Origin of the sequence: Flavobacterium sp. YO64 (assembly GCF_004119505.1) — a bacterium.
Lineage (GTDB): Bacteria > Bacteroidota > Bacteroidia > Flavobacteriales > Flavobacteriaceae > Flavobacterium > Flavobacterium oncorhynchi.
The window spans coordinates 26,469-48,671 of sequence record NZ_NRQV01000030.1 but is presented as its reverse complement, the minus strand read 5'-3'; the positions used below and the strand labels follow the sequence as shown (position 1 = coordinate 48,671).

Annotated in this window: 14 protein-coding genes; 9 read left to right on the top strand and 5 right to left on the bottom strand. The window is 34.8% G+C overall.

Features of this window, described 5'->3' with window-relative positions:
* Positions 1–45: 45 nt before the first annotated feature.
* The 5 genes from BOW57_RS17260 to BOW57_RS17240 all read right to left on the bottom strand — a co-directional run bounded on the left by BOW57_RS17260 (position 46) and on the right by BOW57_RS17240 (position 8,517).
* Complete coding sequence (locus tag BOW57_RS17260; protein WP_129056051.1) at positions 46–2,160, bottom strand: alpha-L-fucosidase; 2,115 nt, start codon at positions 2,158–2,160, stop codon at positions 46–48.
* 28 nt (positions 2,161–2,188) lie between these two features.
* Positions 2,189–3,634 carry an alpha-L-fucosidase gene (locus BOW57_RS17255; RefSeq protein ID WP_129056049.1) on the bottom strand — a complete coding sequence of 482 codons (1,446 nt, stop codon included), beginning with the start codon at positions 3,632–3,634 and terminating at the stop codon, positions 2,189–2,191.
* Between the two features lie 165 nt (positions 3,635–3,799).
* Positions 3,800–4,804: an isoaspartyl peptidase/L-asparaginase gene (locus tag BOW57_RS17250; protein ID WP_129056047.1), complete on the bottom strand. Its 1,005-nt coding sequence runs from the start codon at positions 4,802–4,804 to the stop codon at positions 3,800–3,802.
* 51 nt (positions 4,805–4,855) lie between these two features.
* Positions 4,856–5,758 (bottom strand): ROK family protein, encoded by a 903-nt coding sequence (locus tag BOW57_RS17245; protein WP_129056044.1) that lies wholly within the window; start codon positions 5,756–5,758, stop codon positions 4,856–4,858.
* 299 nt (positions 5,759–6,057) lie between these two features.
* Positions 6,058–8,517, bottom strand: coding sequence for a prolyl oligopeptidase family serine peptidase (locus BOW57_RS17240; protein ID WP_129056042.1), 2,460 nt, complete (start codon positions 8,515–8,517; stop codon positions 6,058–6,060).
* Between the two features lie 492 nt (positions 8,518–9,009).
* Here BOW57_RS17240 and BOW57_RS17235 point away from each other — a divergent pair, with 492 nt between their 5' ends.
* The 9 genes from BOW57_RS17235 to BOW57_RS17195 all read left to right on the top strand — a co-directional run bounded on the left by BOW57_RS17235 (position 9,010) and on the right by BOW57_RS17195 (position 21,813).
* A complete protein-coding gene (locus tag BOW57_RS17235; RefSeq protein ID WP_129056040.1) occupies positions 9,010–9,876 on the top strand; it encodes an AraC family transcriptional regulator in 867 nt (288 codons plus the stop codon).
* 411 nt (positions 9,877–10,287) lie between these two features.
* On the top strand, positions 10,288–11,724 hold the full coding sequence (locus tag BOW57_RS17230; RefSeq protein ID WP_129056038.1) for an alpha-L-fucosidase: 1,437 nt from the start codon (positions 10,288–10,290) through the stop codon (positions 11,722–11,724).
* Positions 11,725–11,802: 78 nt separating this feature from the next.
* Entirely contained in the window at positions 11,803–12,150 is a 348-nt protein-coding gene (locus BOW57_RS17225) for an L-rhamnose mutarotase (protein ID WP_129056036.1), read from the top strand.
* Positions 12,137–12,970, top strand: coding sequence for an amidohydrolase (locus BOW57_RS17220; protein WP_129056034.1), 834 nt, complete (start codon positions 12,137–12,139; stop codon positions 12,968–12,970). Before BOW57_RS17225 ends, BOW57_RS17220 begins: the two co-directional genes overlap by 14 nt.
* A gap of 59 nt (positions 12,971–13,029) precedes the next feature.
* Entirely contained in the window at positions 13,030–13,809 is a 780-nt protein-coding gene (locus BOW57_RS17215) for an SDR family oxidoreductase (protein WP_129056032.1), read from the top strand.
* 55 nt (positions 13,810–13,864) lie between these two features.
* A complete protein-coding gene (gene galB, locus BOW57_RS17210; RefSeq protein WP_206734757.1) occupies positions 13,865–16,414 on the top strand; it encodes a beta-galactosidase GalB in 2,550 nt (849 codons plus the stop codon).
* A 23-nt stretch (positions 16,415–16,437) separates the two neighbouring features.
* A complete protein-coding gene (locus tag BOW57_RS17205; protein ID WP_089056364.1) occupies positions 16,438–17,775 on the top strand; it encodes an alpha-L-fucosidase in 1,338 nt (445 codons plus the stop codon).
* Positions 17,776–17,868: 93 nt separating this feature from the next.
* Entirely contained in the window at positions 17,869–20,538 is a 2,670-nt protein-coding gene (locus BOW57_RS17200) for a glycoside hydrolase family 3 C-terminal domain-containing protein (RefSeq protein ID WP_129056030.1), read from the top strand.
* A gap of 81 nt (positions 20,539–20,619) precedes the next feature.
* Positions 20,620–21,813, top strand: coding sequence for a peptide-N-glycosidase F-related protein (locus BOW57_RS17195; protein ID WP_129056028.1), 1,194 nt, complete (start codon positions 20,620–20,622; stop codon positions 21,811–21,813).
* Positions 21,814–22,203: the final 390 nt, after the last annotated feature.

Here is a 22,203-nt window from a genome sequence, read left to right as displayed (position 1 = left end):
TATAGTACTCTTTTTGTTCTATTAATCTATTAAAAGAAAACTGGATTATTTCGTTTTTACACCAATTTCGGCGACAGTAATGTATCTGCCGTCTACACTTGTTTTTCCTGTAAATCTAATATATCTGGCTTTCGCCGATGCTTTTAAAGTTATATTTTGTTCAACCAGATTACTTTTGATATTGGCAAATTCACCTTCAGCAATTGTTGTCCAATTTGTATTATCGGTGCTTACCTGCCATTGGTAGTCTTTGACAATTCCGCCAGTTCCGTTTTGACGAGGCAAATACGATAAAGATTTGATTTCCAATTCTTGTCCCATGTCAATAACTATGAATTGTGGCAAAGGCATTAACGATGTGTTGTCTGCGGTACTCCAGATAGTTTCTGCATTTTCATCAATAGCATTTGATGTTTGTTCATTTTCGAAAGAAGCAGTAACTATTTTCCAGTCTTTTTTGCAAATATTGAAGGATTGAATCGCAGTTTCACCAGATTTCATATCTGTTCCAAATGATTTGGCTTTAACATCACCAGAAGTTAAAAACGAAAAAGCTTCTTTGTAAATTGGTGAGTGAATAGTAGGTTCCGTTCCGTCAATTGTGTAATGAATCTGATTTACAGTTGTTTCAGTGGTGATAGAAACAGTACCATTTTTGTCTCTTTTAATTTTTGGAAGAGGCAATTGTTCCGGTTCCTTAAAAACACCTACATCGCTTAAAGTAATACAAACAGGAGATTCTACAATGCGGATTCTCAATTTTGAAGTTGTAATATAATTTGGTAAACGGACCAATCGATTAGCGCCAATACTTGTAGCTTCGGCTACTTTTTTCCAGTTTTTATTAGCAAAAGCTTCAATTTCGACTTTTTCAATACGTTGACCTAATTTGATGTTTTCTCTTAAACGAATGATATTAAAGGTTTGCTCTTTATCCCATTCTAAAGTTATAAACGCTTTTTTTACATTATCACTGGTTGCCCAATAGGAGTAACGATCGTTGTCAGTAAGATTTTTGGTCCCGAAAAAGATTTGGTTCTCACCTCGAACTTCCGAAGCCGTAATCACAGCAGATTGTGCAAGATTATTTGAAAATGTCTGTTTTAAAAAATCTCCAAAATCTTTCAACGCTTTTACATCATTTGGATGTAATATACCTTCTGTAGTTGGTGCAAGACCAATATCCATACCAGCACCGCGGCCTACAGATTTACAATAAATCTCAAACAACTCCGAAACTGACTTTACGTGATTGTCTTCATTAGCATGGTAAAACCATCCGTTTCTAAGCGGTACATCACACTCAGCTGGTTTCCAGTATTTACCATTTCGAGTTCCCATTGGTGCTTTTTCGTAATTAGTTTCTCCTGGCACAGCTACTGTTTTACCTGCTATTGGTTCAGGAGTAAAAGTAGCCCAAGAAGTTTCGTCTGCAAAACCCCTTTCGTTTCCTACCCAGCGCACTTCACCATTATCAGAGAAAATAACAGCTTCTGGCTGCAATTCTTTAGAAATCGCCCATGTTTTATCCCAATCATAATAAGTAGCACGGTCAATACTTCGGCTTTCTTTTTTACCTCCGTAATAGCCGTCGCCGCCATTTGCACCATCAAACCAAGTGATGAATAATTTGCCGTAGTTCGTGTACAATTCTCTTAATTGATTTCGGTATTTAGTAACGTATTCAGGTTTTCCATAATCTTCATTATTTCTGTCCCAAGGCGAACAATAAAGCCCGAATTTCATTCCTGCATTGCGTGTTGCGGTTTCAAATTCTTTTACCATATCGCCTTTTCCATTACGAAACGGACTTGCGCTAATGTTGTAAGCTGTTGTTTTTGTAGGCCATAAACAAAATCCATCATGATGTTTAGCCACAAAAATAACCCCCTTAAAACCACCAGATTTTGCTGCGTTTACAATTTGGCTGGCATCGAATTTTGTTGGATTAAATATTTTAGGATCAGCATCGCCATATCCCCATTCTTTATTCTGAAAAGTTGTAGGTGTAAAATGGACTAAAACATATTGCTCGATTTCGTGCCAGCGCAATTGCGGTTCACTTGGCAATGCACCATAAGGTGCAGGAGCGCTGATTCTTTGAGCTGTCACAGATAAAAAGGCAAGACATCCCAAAATTGTTATTAATTGTTTTTTCATCTTTAGATTTTAAAATTTATTTAGGCTGTTAAATCACTTTAATTACAACAGCTTCTTGAGCCGCTAAAGAAGTTCTAAGTTCTTTCGGAATTGTGACTTCGATCCCACCGTTTACTTTTTTACTGGCTAGTTTTTGTTTAGTACCCAATAAAGAGACTTTTAAACCGCCTTTTTTGTCCGTTTTGATAGTGATTGATGCTGGTAACTCTTTTTCCTCTTTTGAAGGCATGTAGATGCCATAAACAGCATTTCCTTTTTGAGTATAACCCACTTTTCCGTCTAAGTATGGAGCAACAGGTTTAGTGTCGTAGATAGCTTCGCCATTTGCAGTTAACCATTTTCCAACATTAGCTAAAGTTGTCTCAATTTTTGGATCAAATTCTCCTTTGGCATCTGGACCAACGCCTAATAGTAAGTTTCCGCCTTTAACAACAATGCTTGTCATTAATTGAATAACTTCTTTTGATGATTTATAATGATCGTTTGGTACCCATCCCCAAGCTCCGCCAAGAGTAATGCAGCTTTCCCAAGGCACGCTTAATGGTTTTTCGGGTGTTTTTTGTTCCGGTGTTAAATAGTTTTCATATTCACTCGGAACCCAGCGGTCTACAACGAGCATACCCGGTTGCTTTTTGCGGGCAGTTTCTGAGACTAATTTCATGTCAATATCCATATCATAAGGATATTTGCAAAACTCTTCTACTTTCTTATTTATGGTCGAAAGTGGTCTAACCCAGCAGCCGTCAAGCCAAAGAATATCAACTTTACCATAATTTGTAGTCAATTCGTTCAGCTGATTTTGGGTGTATTGTACATAGCTTTTCCATCTTTCTGGAAATTTAGTAATGTCATAAGTTGGATTTCTGTCTTTTGGCGGATAATACGGCCACCAAAAAGTTTCGGTCGTCCAGTCAGGTTTAGAGAAATAAACACCAACAGCCAAACCTTCTTTTCTTGAAGCATCTAAAACATCTTTTAGTACATCGGCTTTTGCATTTTTGCTATATGGTAATTCTGGATTTGTGATTTTAAAATCGGTAAATTTTGAATCGTACATACAAAATCCGTCATGATGTTTGGAGGTAAATATCATATATTTTGCTCCAGCATTTTTAAACATTTTAGCCCACTTTTCTGAATTAAGATTCGTAGGATTCAGTTTGTATTTTGTATTTCTATAATCAGTAGCATATTTGTAATAATCATTGTAACCATCTCTATTTACCCAATCTTCAGGAGCTAATCCCCAAGATTCAACCGTTCCTAACTGAGTGTAAAGCCCCATGTGGATTAATACACCAAATTTGGAACCCTGCCATTTGTCAAGATTGGCTTTTACCAATGGATCTTTTGGCGCAATATAACCTGCTTCTTCAGATTTGTTGGCTTCCATGCTGAAATCACCTTGGGCATGCAGCGAGAAAGTACTAGCACAGACTAATGCAGTAAATAATAACTGAAATTTATTTTTCATTGTGGTTGTTTGTTTTATCTGTATTTGGTTAGATAGTTTTTTATTTAATATTCGTTGGATATTATTAATTTCAACACATAGTGCCGAAGTTTAGGGACTATGTGTTGAAGAAATTTATACTATGTAGAAGAGATACTTAGAAACGAATCAATAACAAGTAAAATGCTATTTAAGATAAAAATCAGGATCGATTAAGCGATTCCCGGTTTCGTCATAAACGGCGTAGTTAAAGCCGCTTTGAACGCAATACGAACCGTAATCTCCTTTTTTGTTCAAGGCAATAAAACCAACCTGAATGTCTTTCAGATTTTTATTTCGGTTTTTCATTAATTTGACAACTCTTGAAACCGCTTCTTCACAAGCTTTTTGTGGTGATCTTCCTTGGCGCATTAATTCAACAACCAAGTGGCAGCCCGAAATTCTAATTACTTCTTCTCCATGTCCAGTTGCAGTTGCAGCACCAATTTCGTTATCGACATATAAACCAGCGCCAATAATAGGAGAGTCGCCTAAACGTCCGTGCATTTTAAACGCCATACCGCTTGTAGTACAAGCTCCAGATAGATTTCCTGCAGCATCAAGAGCGATCATACCAATAGTATCGTGGTTTTCGATATTGGCAATTGGTTTATATTCGGATGTTTTTAACCATTCTTTCCATTCACGTTCTGAATCAGGAAGTAATAAATTTTCTTTTGGAAAACCTTGTGACAAAGCAAATTGAAGCGCTCCATCGCCAACCAGCATAACATGAGGTGTTTTTTCCATCACGGCACGAGCAACAGAAATAGGGTGTTTTATATACTCAAGACAGCCAACAGAACCAATATTAGACATTTCGTCCATAATACAAGCATCTAGAGTTACACGTCCGTCACGATCAGGTCTTCCGCCGTAACCAACACTTCTTTCTTTTGGATCAGCTTCGGGAACTTTTACACCTGCTTCTACAGCATCTAAGGCGCGTCCTCCTTTTTTCAATACTTCCCAAGCAGCTTCATTGGCTTGCAGACCAAAACGCCAAGTCGAAAGTACAATTGGTTTTCTCACTTTTCCGTCAAGAAGTTCATTTTGTTCTTCAAGTTCTCCCGCTCGTCCGGCAAAAGAACCAAACGCAACAGCAGCAGATGCCATTGCCGTTTTTTTTAGAAAATTTCTACGATTTGTCATTAGTATCTATTTTTTAAATCTGATTGTTAAAAATCAGAAATGGGTTTATTTTTAGGCTTCATAAAGTAAGCTTGCAGCTCCTAATAAAGCAGTAGTTTCATTATCTGTCGAAATAACCAGTTCAATTTCTATTCCTGATTCTTCTAATTTTTCTCTAAGAACATTTAAAAACAAGTCTCCTGCATTTGCAATTTTCCCGCCAATAACCAGCATATTGACGTTAAAGCTTTTTAACCATGGAATTATAATTTCGGCTAGATCTTCTCCAAATTCAGTAAAAGCCTGAATCGCTTTTTGATCTCCATCAACAGCCAAAAGATATAAGTCGAGCCCGTTATTAATTTGAATACCGCTTAAATTATGATAGCCAGAAAGCAATGCTCTTAGAGAAACAGCGTCTTCCGCCATTCCGTTTTTGTAGGCAAGGTTCCATATTTCTCCATTAGGCGGAACTTTGTGACCTGTACTTACAATTTTTCCTTTTTTAATAAAACATGCACCAAGACCAGTTCCTAAAGTAACAGCCATAACATTTTTTGGCAGATTTTCCATGTTTTTGTAAACTTCTCCTTTGCCAAAGCTTTTAGCATCATTTTCAAAAACAATAGGAAGGTTTTGATCAAAATCAAAACGTTCTCTCAAAAGGTCTTTTATATTTAGACCATAAAAGTTTTCATATTTATCTTGATCTTTAATCCAACAGGTTCCTTCTTCATAATCAAACGGACCAGGAATTGCCATGGCTATTCCAGATAAATTCTCTAATTGTGGTTTTTCTAAAACTGCACGAATGGCATTTTCCCAGAAATCCATTACTTCATTGGTAGGCAGATTGGAATCAAAAGAAACCTTAAAAAGGGATTCTTTAAAAACTTTCATCTCATTAAGATCAACAACTGCAGAAGTAATATGTGAACCGCCGACATCCATCGCTATTGCAAATCTTTTTTCCATTTTTTTAGTTTTGTTCTATGTTATTTTTTGTTTTAGTTTTTATACTCAAAAAGCATTGACATTCTAGAAATTGTTTGTTATTTTCTGAAGACTAATTTACAGTCCTAGTATTACAAACTAATTAACAGGGTTGCCAAAAGGTTGTTTATTCTGTGTTAAACGATTACCGTTTGTTTTGTATTCTTTAAATTTTCGTTAAAAGTAATTGTTTTTTATCGAAATACTAAATCGTATTAGTAAATAAATACCAGTCTGTTTTTTTTGAATATAAAATCATGATTTTGCGGTTTTTAAATTGTTTATTTTTGAAAAAATTCAAGCGTTTTTGCAGACCAGTCATTATCGAAGAAGCCGCTTACTTTCATATTAGGCAAACCATTCAAAAGTAAATCAGTTTTAAAGATCATTACATCAGGAAAACCAGTAATTCCAGAAATATAATTATTTGCCCAAGTTGCCTTCATTCCTTTTTCTGAAGTTCCGGCAACAACACCAATCATTGCAGTTTTACTGTCGGTTCTTGGTACCACAAAGTAAGCAGCTAAATCAGTTCCTTTCAATACTTTGCTGCCAATTTTTACCTGCTGATTGTCAATTTGAATAGGAGCATTTTTTAGTAGTAATTTCCAAGCGCTATTATTAGAAGCATTACCATAAATAATTACGTTTCTATCTTTGTATTTATCCAATGAAAACTCGCTGTCGGCAATCACATCAATACTTCCGTTTCCTCTATAATAAAAAGTTTCGGCATCAAAACGAGCTCTGTTTAAGTACCATTCGCGCTCAGAAGCTGATCCTCCAGTAGCATAAACAAAAACCACATTGTTATTAAAAGCAAATTTGAAACCGCCTTGACGATCACCATATTTTTGATTTGTATTGATTTCGTTAATCAAAGACCATTTTTCATCTTTTAAAGCCAGAATTGCTTTCTTGTCAGTTGCTGCTTTTAAGATTTGATCGTTGATATTGATTGTGATTTCGCCTTTTAAATCTAAAGAAACCAAGTCAAGTTCCATTATAGAAACATTTTTCGTTTTAATTGCAATTTGCTCTTTCTCTATTTTTGCATTAATATTTGAAAAATCAAATGGAAGAATCTGTTGCTGTAGTTTTATCCAATAATCAGTTGAAGAAACGGCAGGAGAAGCGGTATGAAAATCAATTTCTTTAACTTCTTTATTTGCTGGAATGGTCTGACGTTTGAAAAACTCGAAAATAGGGAACCAATCTACAGAATGATCTCCATACCAGTGTTCTCCGCCTGGATATTCATAATAACAAAAGTTGGGATGGAAAGTTCCTAGAATTTCTCGCATTTCTCGCACTTGCGAAATCGGAACAGTCGAATCGGCATCGCCATGCAGGATATAAACACCAGATTGTTTTAAGTTTTGAATAAGACTTCGAACGCGACCTGAGTTAGCAGAGCGTTTGATTGGTTCATAAGCTTTAAACATATCATGCATTTCGTCGCCTTTATCAAACCCATAAGTTGCAATATCAGGATAAGAGGCGCAAGGTGCAATTGCAGCAAATTTACTCGGATAAGTAGTTCCTAGAAACCAAGTTCCGTGACCACCCATTGAGTGACCTGTTAAGTAAGTTTGAGCGGGAATAGTATTGAATACTTTTTTAGCCTCTGCTAAAACTTCCATTGCATCGATTCTTCCCCAATCTTCCCAGTTAAAACCAAACGGGCGACGGTTTGTTGCGGCAACAATATGCGCCCAGTCCTTTTGTTTGTAAGCTCTTGCTTGATTTCTGGCTTCAACAGAAGCACCATGAACCGAAAGTATTAAAGCTTTTGGACCGCTTTCTAATGCAGGAGCGATACTGTAATATTGTACGCTGTTGTCGACCTTACTTATAAAAGTACGCTCATGATGCACCGTTGCAGATCGCTGTTGAATCGGGAATTCGGTTTTGTCGATTATCTTTCCGCTTTTATCCGTAAGCGTTAATTCGATCTTCAATTCGCCTGTAAAATTGGCTTTTGCTGCTGGAACTTTAAATTTTACTTTTCTAACAAACAAAGGAATAATAGCATCTGTTGTGTAATTCGCAGTTTCGCCGCTTGATAATTTGGCTTTGATAACAAGGTTTTTTAATTCTTTTTCCGTTGCATTTATAATACGAACAGAAGCCCATTTTTCGTCATTTTCACCATTAATAACATCCGGAAGTGTTAAGTCACGTTTGGTAAACTGTATACTTTTTGAAGGTACTACAAGTTTTGATTTCACGCGTCCAAAACGACCTTTCGTGTACACAAATTCATTTACGCCTTTGCGAAGTTTAAACGGAATCAATGTGTACCCAAAATCATAATGATCACCTTCATGCGGGAAACCATTTATATAAGTACGTGTACCGCCGGTTGTTTCAAGCAGTACGATTTGTTCTTTTGGAGCATTATATTCCGTAAATAAAAAAGCCGATCTCATATCCTTACCGCTAAAGACGCCTGCAGAATCAACTTTAATAGGCTGCCAATCTCCTTTTTGTTTGTTCGGATTTACAAATTTTCCAACCGAATACTGCCAAGCTACAGGATCTTGCCCGTTAAAAAGCGTCCCCGATTTTTTATCAGCAGGAAGGGTAAAGCCTGTGCTGAAATTGTGTAAAACGCTCCCCTCAGCGGTTGTAACAATTTTTTCTTTTCCAAAATATTCAACAACATTACCTGTAGTTTTGGTTTGTGCAATAGCATTTGCACTTAAGCCAATAAGGAAAATCACGAGGGCTTTTTTCATTTTTTTTAGTTTTAGTTTTTTCAGTTTTACTCCACAATCACTTCGAAATAAATTTTGCTAAAAATTTAAATTTGAGGAGTAAAAAACGATGAATTGTATGGTATTCTAGAAAGGTTTTGTTTTAAAAGAAAGCCTTTCTTTAATTTGTTTTTTAGTTTTTTTTAATGTTTTTGAGAAATCTCTGCCTAAATATAAAGTCCATTTTTTTCATATAATCACCTCTATTTTATCTTAGATTATTTGCATAATCTGCCAATATATCAAGGTAAAGCATAGAAAAAATAGTGCTGTTTTTTTGCAATAAATGAAAATTAATTACTCATTTTCGTTTTTATTTTTATATTTTTCAAACTTAGTAAATCGATTTAGTATTCTCATATGAATTTTTTATTATTTTTGTTTTTTGGGAAATTTAAAATTATATCTAAAAAAATAAGTGATTAATTCGATTTTATCCTTATTTAATTATTAATTATCATTACTATTCTGAAAATGAAAATTGTAAAGACTAACATTGCTTCTTATACCAATACATCGCTGTCTGTATTCTCGCGTGAAGAATCTTTTTTTCAGTCGCCTTTTCATTCACATCCAGAATTTGAGTTGGTCTATATTTTAGAAAGCCACGGAAAAAGAATTATCGGAAATTCTGTAGAATCGTTTGAATCTGGAGATATGGTTTTTCTAGGAGATGATATTCCACATGTTTGGCTTAATGACGAAATTTTCTATAAAGGAATTAATAGTTTAAAAGCGAAAGCGATTGTAATCTATTTTAGCCGAGATCTATTTGGAACCTCTTTTTATGAACTGCCAGAAGCGCAGGAAATTAAAAAGTTTTTCTCTCAGGCTATAAAAGGAGTTTCGATTACTGGTCAGACAAATGCTATTGTTTCTAAAAAATTAGAAAAACTGCTTAAGAAAAAAGGCTTTGAAGTGGTTATGGGACTAATCGAAATCATTTTTCTTTTATCAAAAAGCAAAGATTTAAGATTTATCAATGACAGTTCATATGTTTCGGTAGATGATGATAATAAAAATGACCGTTTAGCAGAGGTTTTCAAATATGTAAAATCAAATTTTAAAGAAGAGATATCACTCGACGAAATTTCTAAAATTGCCAATTTAACACCTACATCTTTTTGTAGAATGTTCAAGGCTAAAACCAAAAAGCCTTTTGTAGAATATCTTAATGAAATTAGAGTTTCTAATGCTTGCAAATATTTAATCGAAACAGATTTAGGCGTTTCTGAGATTGCCTATGAGTGCGGTTATAAAACAGCTTCAAACTTCAATAAGTTGTTTAAAAAATTAATTGGAACAACACCAAAGGAATATAGAAAAAAGGCATTAGTCTAGTTTTAGATTCTTTATTCTATTTATAAATACAAGTCATATTTATCTGAAAAGATAAATACAGTGCTATTTTACTAAAACGACTTTATTTCTGCAAGAAAATAGAAATAAACGGTTTGGATTTATAAAGAATAAAAAGCAAATATTCTTTTAAAAGGCTAAAAAAATCGGGATTGCATTATTTTTTATTCTTTTTTTTATGAAATTAATTGTAAAGATAATAAATGCTTAATTAATGATAATTTTGGAGTAATATAAGACTTAATAATACGATAATTTTATTTTTTTGAGATTGCATCAAAAAGGAGTGTCAAAATATATAAAACGATTTAGTAAATAAGTTAGTTTTTACTATAAAGAAGGACACTCTGTTTTATAATAAGGTATAAGTTTAGAAAAACATAATTATAGCACATGAAAAGCAGATTAAAACTAGTATTATCCGTTTGTTGTTTTGCCGTAGGAACTTTGTCTCAGGCGCAAGGAGATATTATGCCGGAAAATGAAAAAACACCTGCAGATACTTATATTGCTCCAAAGGATAAAGCTGTAAAAGAAAACTTGGCCAAATGGCAGGATTATAAGTTTGGAGTCCTTATTCATATGGGATTATACAGTCAGCTTGGAATTTGCGAATCGTGGGGATTGGCTCCTGAAGATTGGGTGACTCGCAATGGTTATGACGATTATGATTCTTTTGCTTCAGATTATCGCGGAGCACGATTTAGCTTGAATCCTGTAAATTTAGATTCAGAGAAATGGGCAAAAATGTTTAAAAGTGCCGGCGCAAAATATTTGATTTTCACATCAAAACACCACGATGGATTTTGTATGTACGATTCAAAATTTACGGACTTTAAAATCACAAATCCGAATTTGCCTAGTGCTAAAAATGCAAAACCAGACGTGTTAAGAAATGTTTTGGATGCTTCTAGAAAAGAGGGATTATCAGTAGGAATTTATTTTTCGAAACCAGACTGGACTTCACAAGATTTTTGGTGGAAATATTATCCGCCAAAAGATCGAAATCCAAATTATGATATAAAAGCGCATCCTGAAAGATGGCAGAATTTTGTAAAATATACCCAAAATCAGTTAAACGAATTAACAACAGATTATGGTAAAGTTGATATTCTTTGGCTTGACGGAGGATGGGTTCGTCCGGCAAAACAAATTGAAGGAAAAAAGAACCGTCAGAACTTAGATATCGATATGAAATTAATTGCCGAAACGGCACGTAAAAAGCAGCCGGGACTTATTGTCGTTGACCGTTGGGTGCCGGGTGAATATGAAGATTATCTAACTCCTGAGCGCAAAGTACTTGAAAAACCAATTGCGGTGCCATGGGAAAGCTGTGTAACACTTGGTAATGATTGGGGCTGGGTGCCAAATGATAAGTATAAATCAGGGACAGAAGTAATTCAGTTATTAACTGGAATTGTTGCCAAAGGCGGTAATTTACTTCTTGGCGTTGGTCCTGACGGAAAAGGTGATTTTGAACCTAAAATACAAAAAGCATTAGCCGAAGTTGGAAAATGGCTGGATGTAAACGGCGAAGCGATTTATGCTACAAAACCAATTGCTCCATATTCTGAAGGTAATTTGTACTACACTTCAAAAGGAGAAAAAACAGTTTTTGGAATTTATCTTCCATCAGCAAATGAGAAAGAAATTCCTTCTGAAATTATTATCAAGAATGATTTAAAAGGCAAATTAAATGTTATGCTTTTAGGAAGTAAAACAAAGTTAAGTTATAAAAAAGTAAGCGGTGGAATCAGTGTTTCGGTTCCTAAATCGCAGCGTGCAGAATTAGCTAAACAAGCTGGTATTGTTATTAAAGTAAGCGCTTAATTGGCAGTTTTGTTTTAATTGTTTTTAATTGAAAATAAATGAATTTAGATATTTTATCTAAAGTTTTAAATAAAGTATATGGTAACGCAAAAATATTGTCTCGCATTAGATTTAAATGAAGACCCAGTTTTAATGGCAGAATACAAAAAGTATCACGAAAAGATCTGGCCGGAAATTACAGAAAGTATCACCAATTCTGGTATTGAGAATCTGGATATTTATTGCGTTGGTAACAGAATGTTTATGATTATTGAGGCGAATGACACTTTTACTTTTGAAAGAAAAGGAGAAATGGATGCTAATAATCCTGTAGTGCAAAAATGGGAAGAATTGATGTGGAAATACCAAAAAGCACTGCCTTGGGCAAAAGAGGGTGAAAAATGGATGTTGATGGATAAAATATTCGATTTGCATGAAAATAGATAGCCATCAGCATTTTTGGAAATACCATCCTATAAAAGACGCTTGGATTACTGACGATATGAAAGTGATCCAGCAGGATTTTATGCCTTCAGATTTAGAGCCTTTATTGATAAAAAATCAGTTTGAGGGATGTGTGGCAGTTCAGGCAGACCAGAGTGAAGAGGAAACAGGTTTTCTTTTAGATCTTGCCAAAGAAAATGTTTTTATAAAAGGTGTTGTAGGCTGGGTTGATTTATGCGCTGAAAATATTGATGAACGTTTAGAGTATTATACTCAGTATGAAAAATTAAAGGGATTCAGACACATTGTTCAAGCTGAAGCTGATCTTGATTTTATGCTTCAGGAAAAATTTCAAAATGGAATTTCGAAATTGGTAAAACACAATTTTACGTATGATATTTTGATTTTTCCTAAACATTTGGAAAATGCTGCAAAATTAGTTGAGAAGTTTCCAAAACAAAAATTTGTTATTGATCATTTGGCAAAACCAGATTTCAAAAATAAAGAATTCAACGAGTGGGAGAAAGGAATTAGAGCAATTGCAAAATTTCCTAATGTAATGTGTAAGGTTTCAGGTTTGGTAACTGAAGCGGATTGGAGTAATTGGACACGCGAGGATTTTACATATTGCTTAGATGTAGTTACTGAAGTATTTGGAATTGATCGCTTGATGTTTGGCAGTGACTGGCCTGTGAGTTTGCTTGCAGCTTCGTATTCGTCTTCCTGTGATATTGTAGAAGATTATTTTTCGAAGTTTTCGAGAGCAGATCAAGATAAATTTTGGAGCAGTAATGCAGTTCAATTTTATCATTTGCAGGGATAATTGAGAACTTGGCTAAGAACATTTAACATAAAAAACTATCTAACCATAATAAAGAATAAATGAACCTTAATTTAAAAGACAAAATAATTATCGTAACCGGCGGTGCAAAAGGAATTGGACTTGGAATCTGTAAGGTTCTGGCTGGCGAAGGAGCTATTCCTGTGATAATTGGAAGAGACGATGATGATAATCAGGCAGCTATAAGACAAATAGAAGCTGAAAACGGAAAAGCCTTGTCAGTAGTTGCAGAATTAACGAATCCAGAGGCTTGCAAAACTGCTATAGATCAGATTATTGCTTTATACGGACGTATTGATGGATTGGTGAATAATGCAGGTGTAAATGATGGCGTTGGTTTAGAAAGCGGTAATTATGAAAAGTTTATCGCATCGATTCATAAGAATCTGACTCATTATTATTTAATTGCGCAGCACGCTTTGCCAGAATTGAAAAAAACAAAAGGGGCAATTGTAAATATAGGTTCAAAAACTGCTGATACTGGACAGGGAAATACTTCGGCTTATGCTGCGTCAAATGGTGGTCGTAATGCTTTGACTCGTGAGTGGGCAGTTGAATTATTAAAATATGGAATACGTGTAAACTCGGTTATTGTGGCTGAATGTTATACGCCTTTATACGAAACATGGATTAACACTCTTGAAAATCCAGAACAAAAATTAAAAGATATTACAGCTAAAATTCCGTTAGAAAACAGAATGACGACCGTAGAAGAAATTGCAAATATGACTGTATTCTTGTTGTCTGATAAATCAAGTCATACAACTGGGCAGCTGATATATGTTGACGGAGGATATACACATTTAGACCGTTCCTTGTAGCGGAACACATTTGCTTTAACAATACCAAAAAACAGAATAACTAAATAAACCAAACATGAACAAAAAGATGTTTTCGATAAGCAAAAGCCTAGTAGTAGTGCTTTGTTTAATCATGGGATCGTCTGTGTTTTCGCAGCAAGCAGCCATAAAGAGAATGGGATCAACAGATACACAGTCTTTTGATGATAACTGGCTCTTTTCAAGATACGGATCTCTAGCGGACGGATTAGTAAAAGAAGAACCTAAAAATTTAGAAGCCGTTTCTTTAAACGAATCTAATTGGGAAAAATTAAATCTGCCGCACGATTGGGCTATCAAAGGACCTTTTAGAATCGAATTAAGAGGCGAAACTGGAAAATTGCCTTGGAAAGGAATAGGATGGTATCGTAAGCATTTTACGGTTCCTGCTTCAGATTCTGGAAAACAAATTTTTGTTGATTTTGACGGCGCTATGGCTAATGCTAAAATTTATTTAAACGGAAATTATGTAGGAACATGGCCGTTTGGTTATAATTCCTTCCGTATGAACTTGACACCGTTTTTAAAATTTGGTCAAGAGAATATTTTAGCTGTTCGTTTAGATACTGAAAATTGGGATTCCCGCTGGTATCCAGGTGCTGGAATTTATCGTCATGTTTGGCTGGTAAAAACGAGTCCGGTACATGTTGCACATTGGGGAACTTTTGTGACAACACCAAATATTACCAAAGAAGCAGCTGATATCAAAGTATTGGTAAACGTACAAAATGCTTCAAATAAAGCTGTAAAAGCTGTTGTGACAACTGATTTATATGAAATTGATATCAATGACAATCTCAAAGCAAAAGTAGGTTCATTAATTACTTCAACACTTGACATTAAAGCAAACGGAAGTGAAGAAGCAGAAACACATTCGGTTTTGAACAATCCTAAATTATGGGATTTAAAAACACCAAATCGTTATGTAGCGCAAACTAAAATAAGCGTTGACGGAAAAGTAGTTGATACATATAATACTCCTTTTGGTATTAGAACCATTGAGTTTACACCAAGAAACGGGTTTTTATTAAATGGGAAAAGAGTTGAAATATTTGGAACCTGCAACCATCATGACTTAGGAGCGCTGGGGGCTGCCATTAATACATCGGCATTAAAAAGACAATTAGTAATGTTGAAAGAAATGGGTTGTAATTCATTAAGAACTTCTCATAATCCGCCTGCACCAGAATTGTTAGAATTGGCTGATAAAATGGGATTTTTAGTTTGGGATGAAGCTTTTGACGCTTGGAGAATCGGAAAAAAGAAGTTTGATTACAATGTAATTTTCGACGAATGGCATGAAAGAGATTTAATGGCATTGGTTCGCAGAGATAGAAACAATCCTTCGGTATTTATTTGGTCAATTGGAAATGAAGTTCCAGATCAACAAAACGTAAGATTAACCAAAGAATTGGCTGATATTATGCGCAGAGAAGATCCAACGCGTCCAATTTCTAACGGTTATAATGACCCTGACGGCGGCAGAGGTTCAGGAGCGGCTATGGCACTTGACATTATGGGAGTAAATTACTTTTTTGACCAACAGCCAAAATGGGATGTTGATCCAAGATATGCAAATAAACCAACGCTTGGAAGCGAAACAGCCTCGACTGTAAGTTCAAGGGGTGAATATTTTTTCGATGATAAATTCGATAAAAAATCTTGGCAGATTTCCTCTTATGATGATGCTTTTCCGGGTTGGGGATGTTCGCCAGATACACAATTTCGTACCAACGCAAAATATCCGCATTTATTAGGAGAATATGTTTGGACAGGTTTTGATTATTTGGGAGAACCAACACCATACAATTCAGATGAAACAAATTTGTTGAATTTTAGAACAGATCCTTCTAAACAAAAGGAATTAGAAGCAAAATTGGCAGAATTACAAAAAAGTAATCCGCCGTCAAGAAGCAGTTATTTTGGAATTATCGATTTGGCTGGATTTCCAAAAGACCGTTATTACAGCTACAAATCACATTGGAGACCAGATGTTCCTACTGCGCACATTCTGCCTCATTGGAATTGGAGTGAAAGAGTTGGAAAAGTAGTTCCTGTACATGTTTACACTTCTGGAAACGAAGGCGAATTGTTCTTAAACGGAAAAAGTCTTGGAAGAAAGAAAATGGAAACCGGAAAAGACTTCCGTTTAACTTGGGATGATGTTGTTTATACACCTGGTGAGCTGAAAGTGGTTTGTTATAAAAACGGTAAAGTATGGGCGACAGATATTGTTAAAACTACTGGAACAGAAGCAAAATTAAAAATGGCCGCAGATAGAACAGAAGTTCTTGCAGACGATGTTGATTTGGTTTTTGTAACGGTTGATGTAACTGATAATAGTGGTTTAGTAGTTCCGCGTTCAAATCCATTAGTGAAATTTTCAATTGAAGGAGCTGGAGAAATTGTAGCTACAGATAATGGAGACGCTACTAGTTTTGTGCCATTTCAAAGTACAGAAAGACCTGCTTTTAATGGTAAAGTGTTAGTAATTGTTAAAGCTAAAAAAGATCAAAAAGGACAATTTACAGTAAAAGCAGAAAGTGCTGGATTACAAGGTGCTTCAACAACAATCAGAATTAAATAATAAACAAACAAAATAAACTTAAAATGATTAAAAAGATAATCTTAACCGCTTTGTTCGTAGGAACATCTATTGCGGGCAGTGCGCAGAACAAAATTGCTGCAAAAGATATTGCTGAAAAAATGAAATGGTTTGAAGATGCTAAGCTTGGAATTTTTATTCATGCCGGAATTTATTCGGTTGCTGATGTTTCTGAATCTTGGAGTTTTCACAATGGAAAAATTTCAGTAGAAGATTATATGAAACAGCAAAAAAGCTACACTTTGAGTAAATATGATCCTGCGGCTTGGGCTGATATGATTAAAGATTCAGGTGCTAAGTACGCTGTAATTACAACAAAACACCACGACGGTGTAGCTATGTACGATACTAAATTAGGTAAGTTGAGTTCAGTAAAAACTACTCCTGCCAAAAAAGATATGATTAAACCATTCTTTGAGGAATTGCGTAAACGTGATATAAAATGCGGTGCTTATTTTTCCTTAATCGATTGGACACACAACGATTATCCAGGTTTCTTGAAAGATAAAGCACGTTACGATATTAAAAAAGAACCAGCTCGCTGGGAGCGTTTTCAAAAGTTCTTTCAAGGACAAATTAAAGAAATTTCAGATTGGTACAATCCAGATTTATGGTGGTTTGATGGTGATTGGGAACATAGTGCTGATGAATGGCAGGCTGAGAAAACGCGTAAAATGATGTTAGATAGAAATCCAAACACAATCATTAACGGACGTTTGCAGGGTTACGGTGATTATGATACTCCAGAGCAAAACTTTCCAGTTGTGCGTCCAGCATTCAAATGGTGGGAATTATGCATGACGATGAATGAAAACTGGGGATACCGTGTGAGCGATAACAATTGGAAAACGCCTTACGAAATCATCACTATTTTTGTTGATGCAGTTTCAAACGGTGGAAATTTATTACTTGACATAGGACCAAAACCTGACGGAACTTATCCGGATACTGTTGTTTCAACATTGAAAGAACTTGGAGATTGGAACAGAAGAAATGGTGAAGGTATTTTTGGAACTATTCCAGGAATTCCGTTAGGACATTTTTATGGACCAACTACGCTTTCTAAAGACTCAAAAACACTTTACTTATTTGTACACGGAAAAACTTCAGGACAATTGATGTTAAAAGGTCTGGATAATAAAATTCAAGATATTACAGTTTTAGGATCAAATGTAAAATTAACGCACAAAGTAGTTGGGAAAATTTCTTGGAGCGCAGTTCCAGGATTGGTTTATATCGATTTACCAGAGAATACAGCAGACAAATATGTGACTTGTATTAAAGTAACATTAGATGCGCCAATTAAATTGTACAGAGGTCAAGGCGGTTTCTTGACAAATTAATAAAGACAATAAAAATGTCATCTTCATCTTTTTGAGGATGGCATTTTTTATAAAGAATACATTCAATCCATTCAGCATAAGAGCAGTATTAGCATGAACAAAAAAACACTTTTAATCGTTTTATTTCTTGGAGTTCAAACCATTTTTTCACAAAACACTCCAAAGTATAAAAATCCAAAATTACCCATAGACGAACGCGTTCAGGACTTATTATCCCGAATGACAGTTGAGGAAAAATTTTGGCAGATGTTTATGATTCCCGGTGATTTGTCTGATGGAGCAGAGAATTATAAAAACGGAATTTTTGGCTTTCAGGTAAGTGCCAAAGGAAGTACCGATGCAAGCAATCAAATTTTAGATTACAGCGCAGCAAGTAACGCAAAGGAAACTGTAAAATTAATCAATAAAATGCAGAAGTATTTTGTAGAAAAAACACGTTTAGGAATTCCTATAATCGCTTTTGATGAAGCATTACACGGATTAGTAAGAGATGGAGCAACAGCATTCCCGCAATCTATTTCATTGGCTGCAACATTTGATCCTGGATTAATGAAAAGAGTTTCTACCGCAATTGCATTAGAATCAAAAAGTCGTGGAATTCGTCAAATTTTATCACCTGTAGTAAATCTAGCTTCAGATGTTCGCTGGGGGCGCGTTGAGGAAACGTATGGTGAAGATCCTTTTCTTTCTTCAAAAATGGGAGTCGCTTATGTGTCGTCTTTTGAAGAAAGAGGAGTAATCACAACTCCAAAACATTTCCTTGCAAACAGCGGAGACGGCGGTCGTGACAGTTATCCAATTGATTATAATGAACGTTATTTAGAAGAATATCAGTTTCCTCCATTCCGTGCCTGCTTTAATGAAGGCGGAAGCCGAAGCGTTATGACTTCATACAATACAATAAATGGAAGTCCTTGTACAGCAAATGACTGGTTGTTAAATAAGAAACTAAAAGGCGAAATGAATTTTAAAGGATTCATTATTTCTGATGCAAATGCCGTTGGCGGAGGAAATGTATTGCATTATACGGCAAAAGATTACCCTGAATCTAGTGCAAATGCGATCAACAATGGTTTAGATGTTATTTTTCAAACTGCTTACGATCACTATAAGTTATTTCAACCGCCTTTCTTAGACGGAAGAATAGATATGAAAAACATCGACGAAGCCGTAACAAGAGTTTTGAGATTAAAATTTGAGTTAGGATTGTTCGAAAATCCATATGCCGATGAAAGAGAAACTAATAAATGGAATGGAAATCCAGCTCATAAATTATTAGCAAGAGAAGCGGCAGAAAAAGGAATGGTTTTATTGAAAAATGAGAACAATGTACTGCCTCTTAAAAAATCAATACAATCAATTGCCTTAATAGGAAATGATATTACCGAAGCACGTTTAGGCGGTTACAGTGGTCCCGGAAATGGAAAAGTAAGTATGCTTGACGGTATAAAAGCAAAGCTGGGTTCTTCAGCTGTAATTAATTTGGCTGAAGGCTGTGCAAGAAGAAATAAAGAATATACCGCTGTTCCGTCTGCTAATTTATTCAGCGTTGAAAATGGGAAAACCGTAAATGGATTATCTGCAGAATATTTCAACAATGTACAATTAAGTGGAACTCCTGCTTTGACAAGATTAGACAATGCAATTAGTTTTGATTGGACATTATACTCTCCAGATCAAGAAAAAATAAATTATGATTTTTATTCTGTAAAATGGACAGGAAAAATTAAATCGCCAGTATCAGGAATTTATAAAATAGGTTTTGAAGGTAATGATGGTTACCGTTTGTATTTGAATGGAAAACTAATTATTGACAACTGGAAAAGCCAAACCTATTCGACAAAATTGGTTGATTTCAAGTTTGAGAAAGATAAAGAATACGAAATTAAAATTGAGTTTTTTGAATCGCAGGGTTATGCTAAATTCAAATTAGTTTGGAATGTAGGAGTTGATAATGATTGGCAAAAGAAGATTGAAGAAGCTGTTGCAGCGGCTAAAAAATCTGATGTTGCCGTAATTGCTGCGGGAATTGAAGAAGGAGAATTTAATGATAGAGCGTATTTAGGTTTATTGGGACATCAGGAAGAATTAATCAACGCCGTTGCTGCAACAGGAAAACCTGTTGTTGTAGTTTTAGTAGGTGGTAGTGCCATTACAATGGACAAATGGATTAACAATGTACCTTCTATTCTAGACGTCTGGTATCCAGGTGAAGATGGCGGACATGCTGTAGCTAATATTTTGTTTGGAGATAAAAATCCAGCGGGGCGTTTACCAATTACTTTCCCTGTTTTTGAAGGGCAATTACCATTAGTTTACAATCATAAACCAACAGGACGTTCTGATGATTATACAAATTTGAACGGAGCGCCTTTATTTCCGTTTGGTTACGGATTAAGTTATTCGACTTTTGAATACAGCAATTTGCGATTCGACAAAAAACAAATCGGAAAATCGGAAACTACAAAAGTGTATTGCACCATAAAAAATACGAGTAAAGTTGATGGTGACGAAGTGGTTCAGCTGTATGTAAGAGATCTTTTATCATCAATTGCCCAGCCAATTAAACAAATGAAAGGTTTTGAGAGAATTTCGCTTAAAGCAGGAGAATCAAAAGAGGTTTCGTTTGATATTAATAAAGAAGTATTACAAATGCTAAACGAAGATATGAAATGGGTTGTTGAACCAGGGGATTTTAGAATTATGATTGGTGCATCTTCCAGAGATATTCGATTAAGAGAAATTATTACAGTTACCAAATAATTAAGGATTTTTAGTTAAGAGGATTTAAACCTCTGAATAAAAAAAAAACAATAAAAAGAATACAAAAGAAATTTATAGAATATGAAAAAAATAATTTTTGCAATACTGTTAAATACATTACTATTTAGTAATCAGGTTACAGGGCAAAAACTGGAAATATTTAATCAGGTAAGAGTACAGCATGATGATAAATGTAAAGACTTTTCGACTGATGCTAATGGAAACGTTTATTATGGCGGTGGTCAATATGTTTTTAAAAAGCTGACTTTTCCAAAGCAAAAAGTAAATACTAAATACGAAATTAATGTAAGTGTTATTTCGGGCGGCGATCGTTACGATAGAGCAGGGTCAATTTTTGTTCTTCCAGTTGATAAGAACAATTCTTTAGAAGAAGTGGTGAAAGGAAAAAAGTTTGCTTCAAATGAATATACTAAAATAAAAATGATAGCTCCAGAAGGTAACTTTGCACCAACAGTAGAATTGATGCGTTTTATGACCACTTTCGGTATTGGCTTTTTTAGCAATGATTCATTGCAGCGCAAACCCGTTTATATTCCGTATTGGGAAAAAGAGGTGAGATGGAAAGAAGATATTTCGCAGTTTTCAACGTTGCTTCAAGGTGAAGTTTGGGTTGGAGTTCATATAGGAAATTATACTAAAGGCGGACATATTGTAAATGCATCTATTAATCTTACTCCAAGTGAGTTAAGCTGCGATTTACCAAAGAATAAAATCATTGTTCCAATATTGAATACAGAACCATTTGGAACTAATCAAGGTAATGATGAATTATTCGCGTACAAAGATTTTCAGGTAGAATTTAATCTGCCAAAAGGAGCTAAGAATCCAAAATTATATTATATCACAACAGGTCATGGAGGTCATGGCGAAGGAGATGAATTTGTTAAGAAACAGAATATTGTAAAAATAGACGGAAAAAAAGTAATTGATTTTATTCCGTGGCGAGATGACTGCGCCAGTTTCCGACGATTCAATCCAGGAACGGGAGTCTGGTTGAAGAAAAGAAAAGCACCTTATATTCAGGATGATAAAGGAACTTATGCAGTAAAAGAAATTGAAGAACCAATTGCTAGCAGTGATTTAAGCCGTTCAAACTGGTGTCCTGGAAGTAATGTTCCACCTATGATTGTTCCATTAGAATTAAATGAAGGGAAACACACAGCTGTTTTTAGTATTCCAGAAGCTCAAAAAAATGCAAATGGAACTTCAAATCATTGGATGGTAAGTGCTTATGTTGTTTATGAGCTTTGGTAAAAAAGGGTAGAAAGAGTTTTTTTTTGAGTTTACAAGAAGCAGTTTTCACTAAAAAACGGAATGCTTTATGAGAAAAGCATCAGTTTATAAAAACAAATGCAAATAAAAGCTTACAACTTTTAAAATTAAAAAAAGTATGAGAGTAAATTTTTAAAATGAAGGGGAGATTATTTCATGAAGTTAATAAATTGATGAAAATGAAAATGTTGAAAAAAGTTACATTTATTACAAAATTGTTATTTATTAAAAAGAATTAAGCTTAACATATATTTATGTTAAATAATTTATAATAACGCTGTTTTTTTTCTTCATTTTTTTGAAGTTTTAATTTTTCTCAAATTTTGGTACTTTTTAAAGGTTTGTCAGAAAAATAATATTCATTTAATTGCT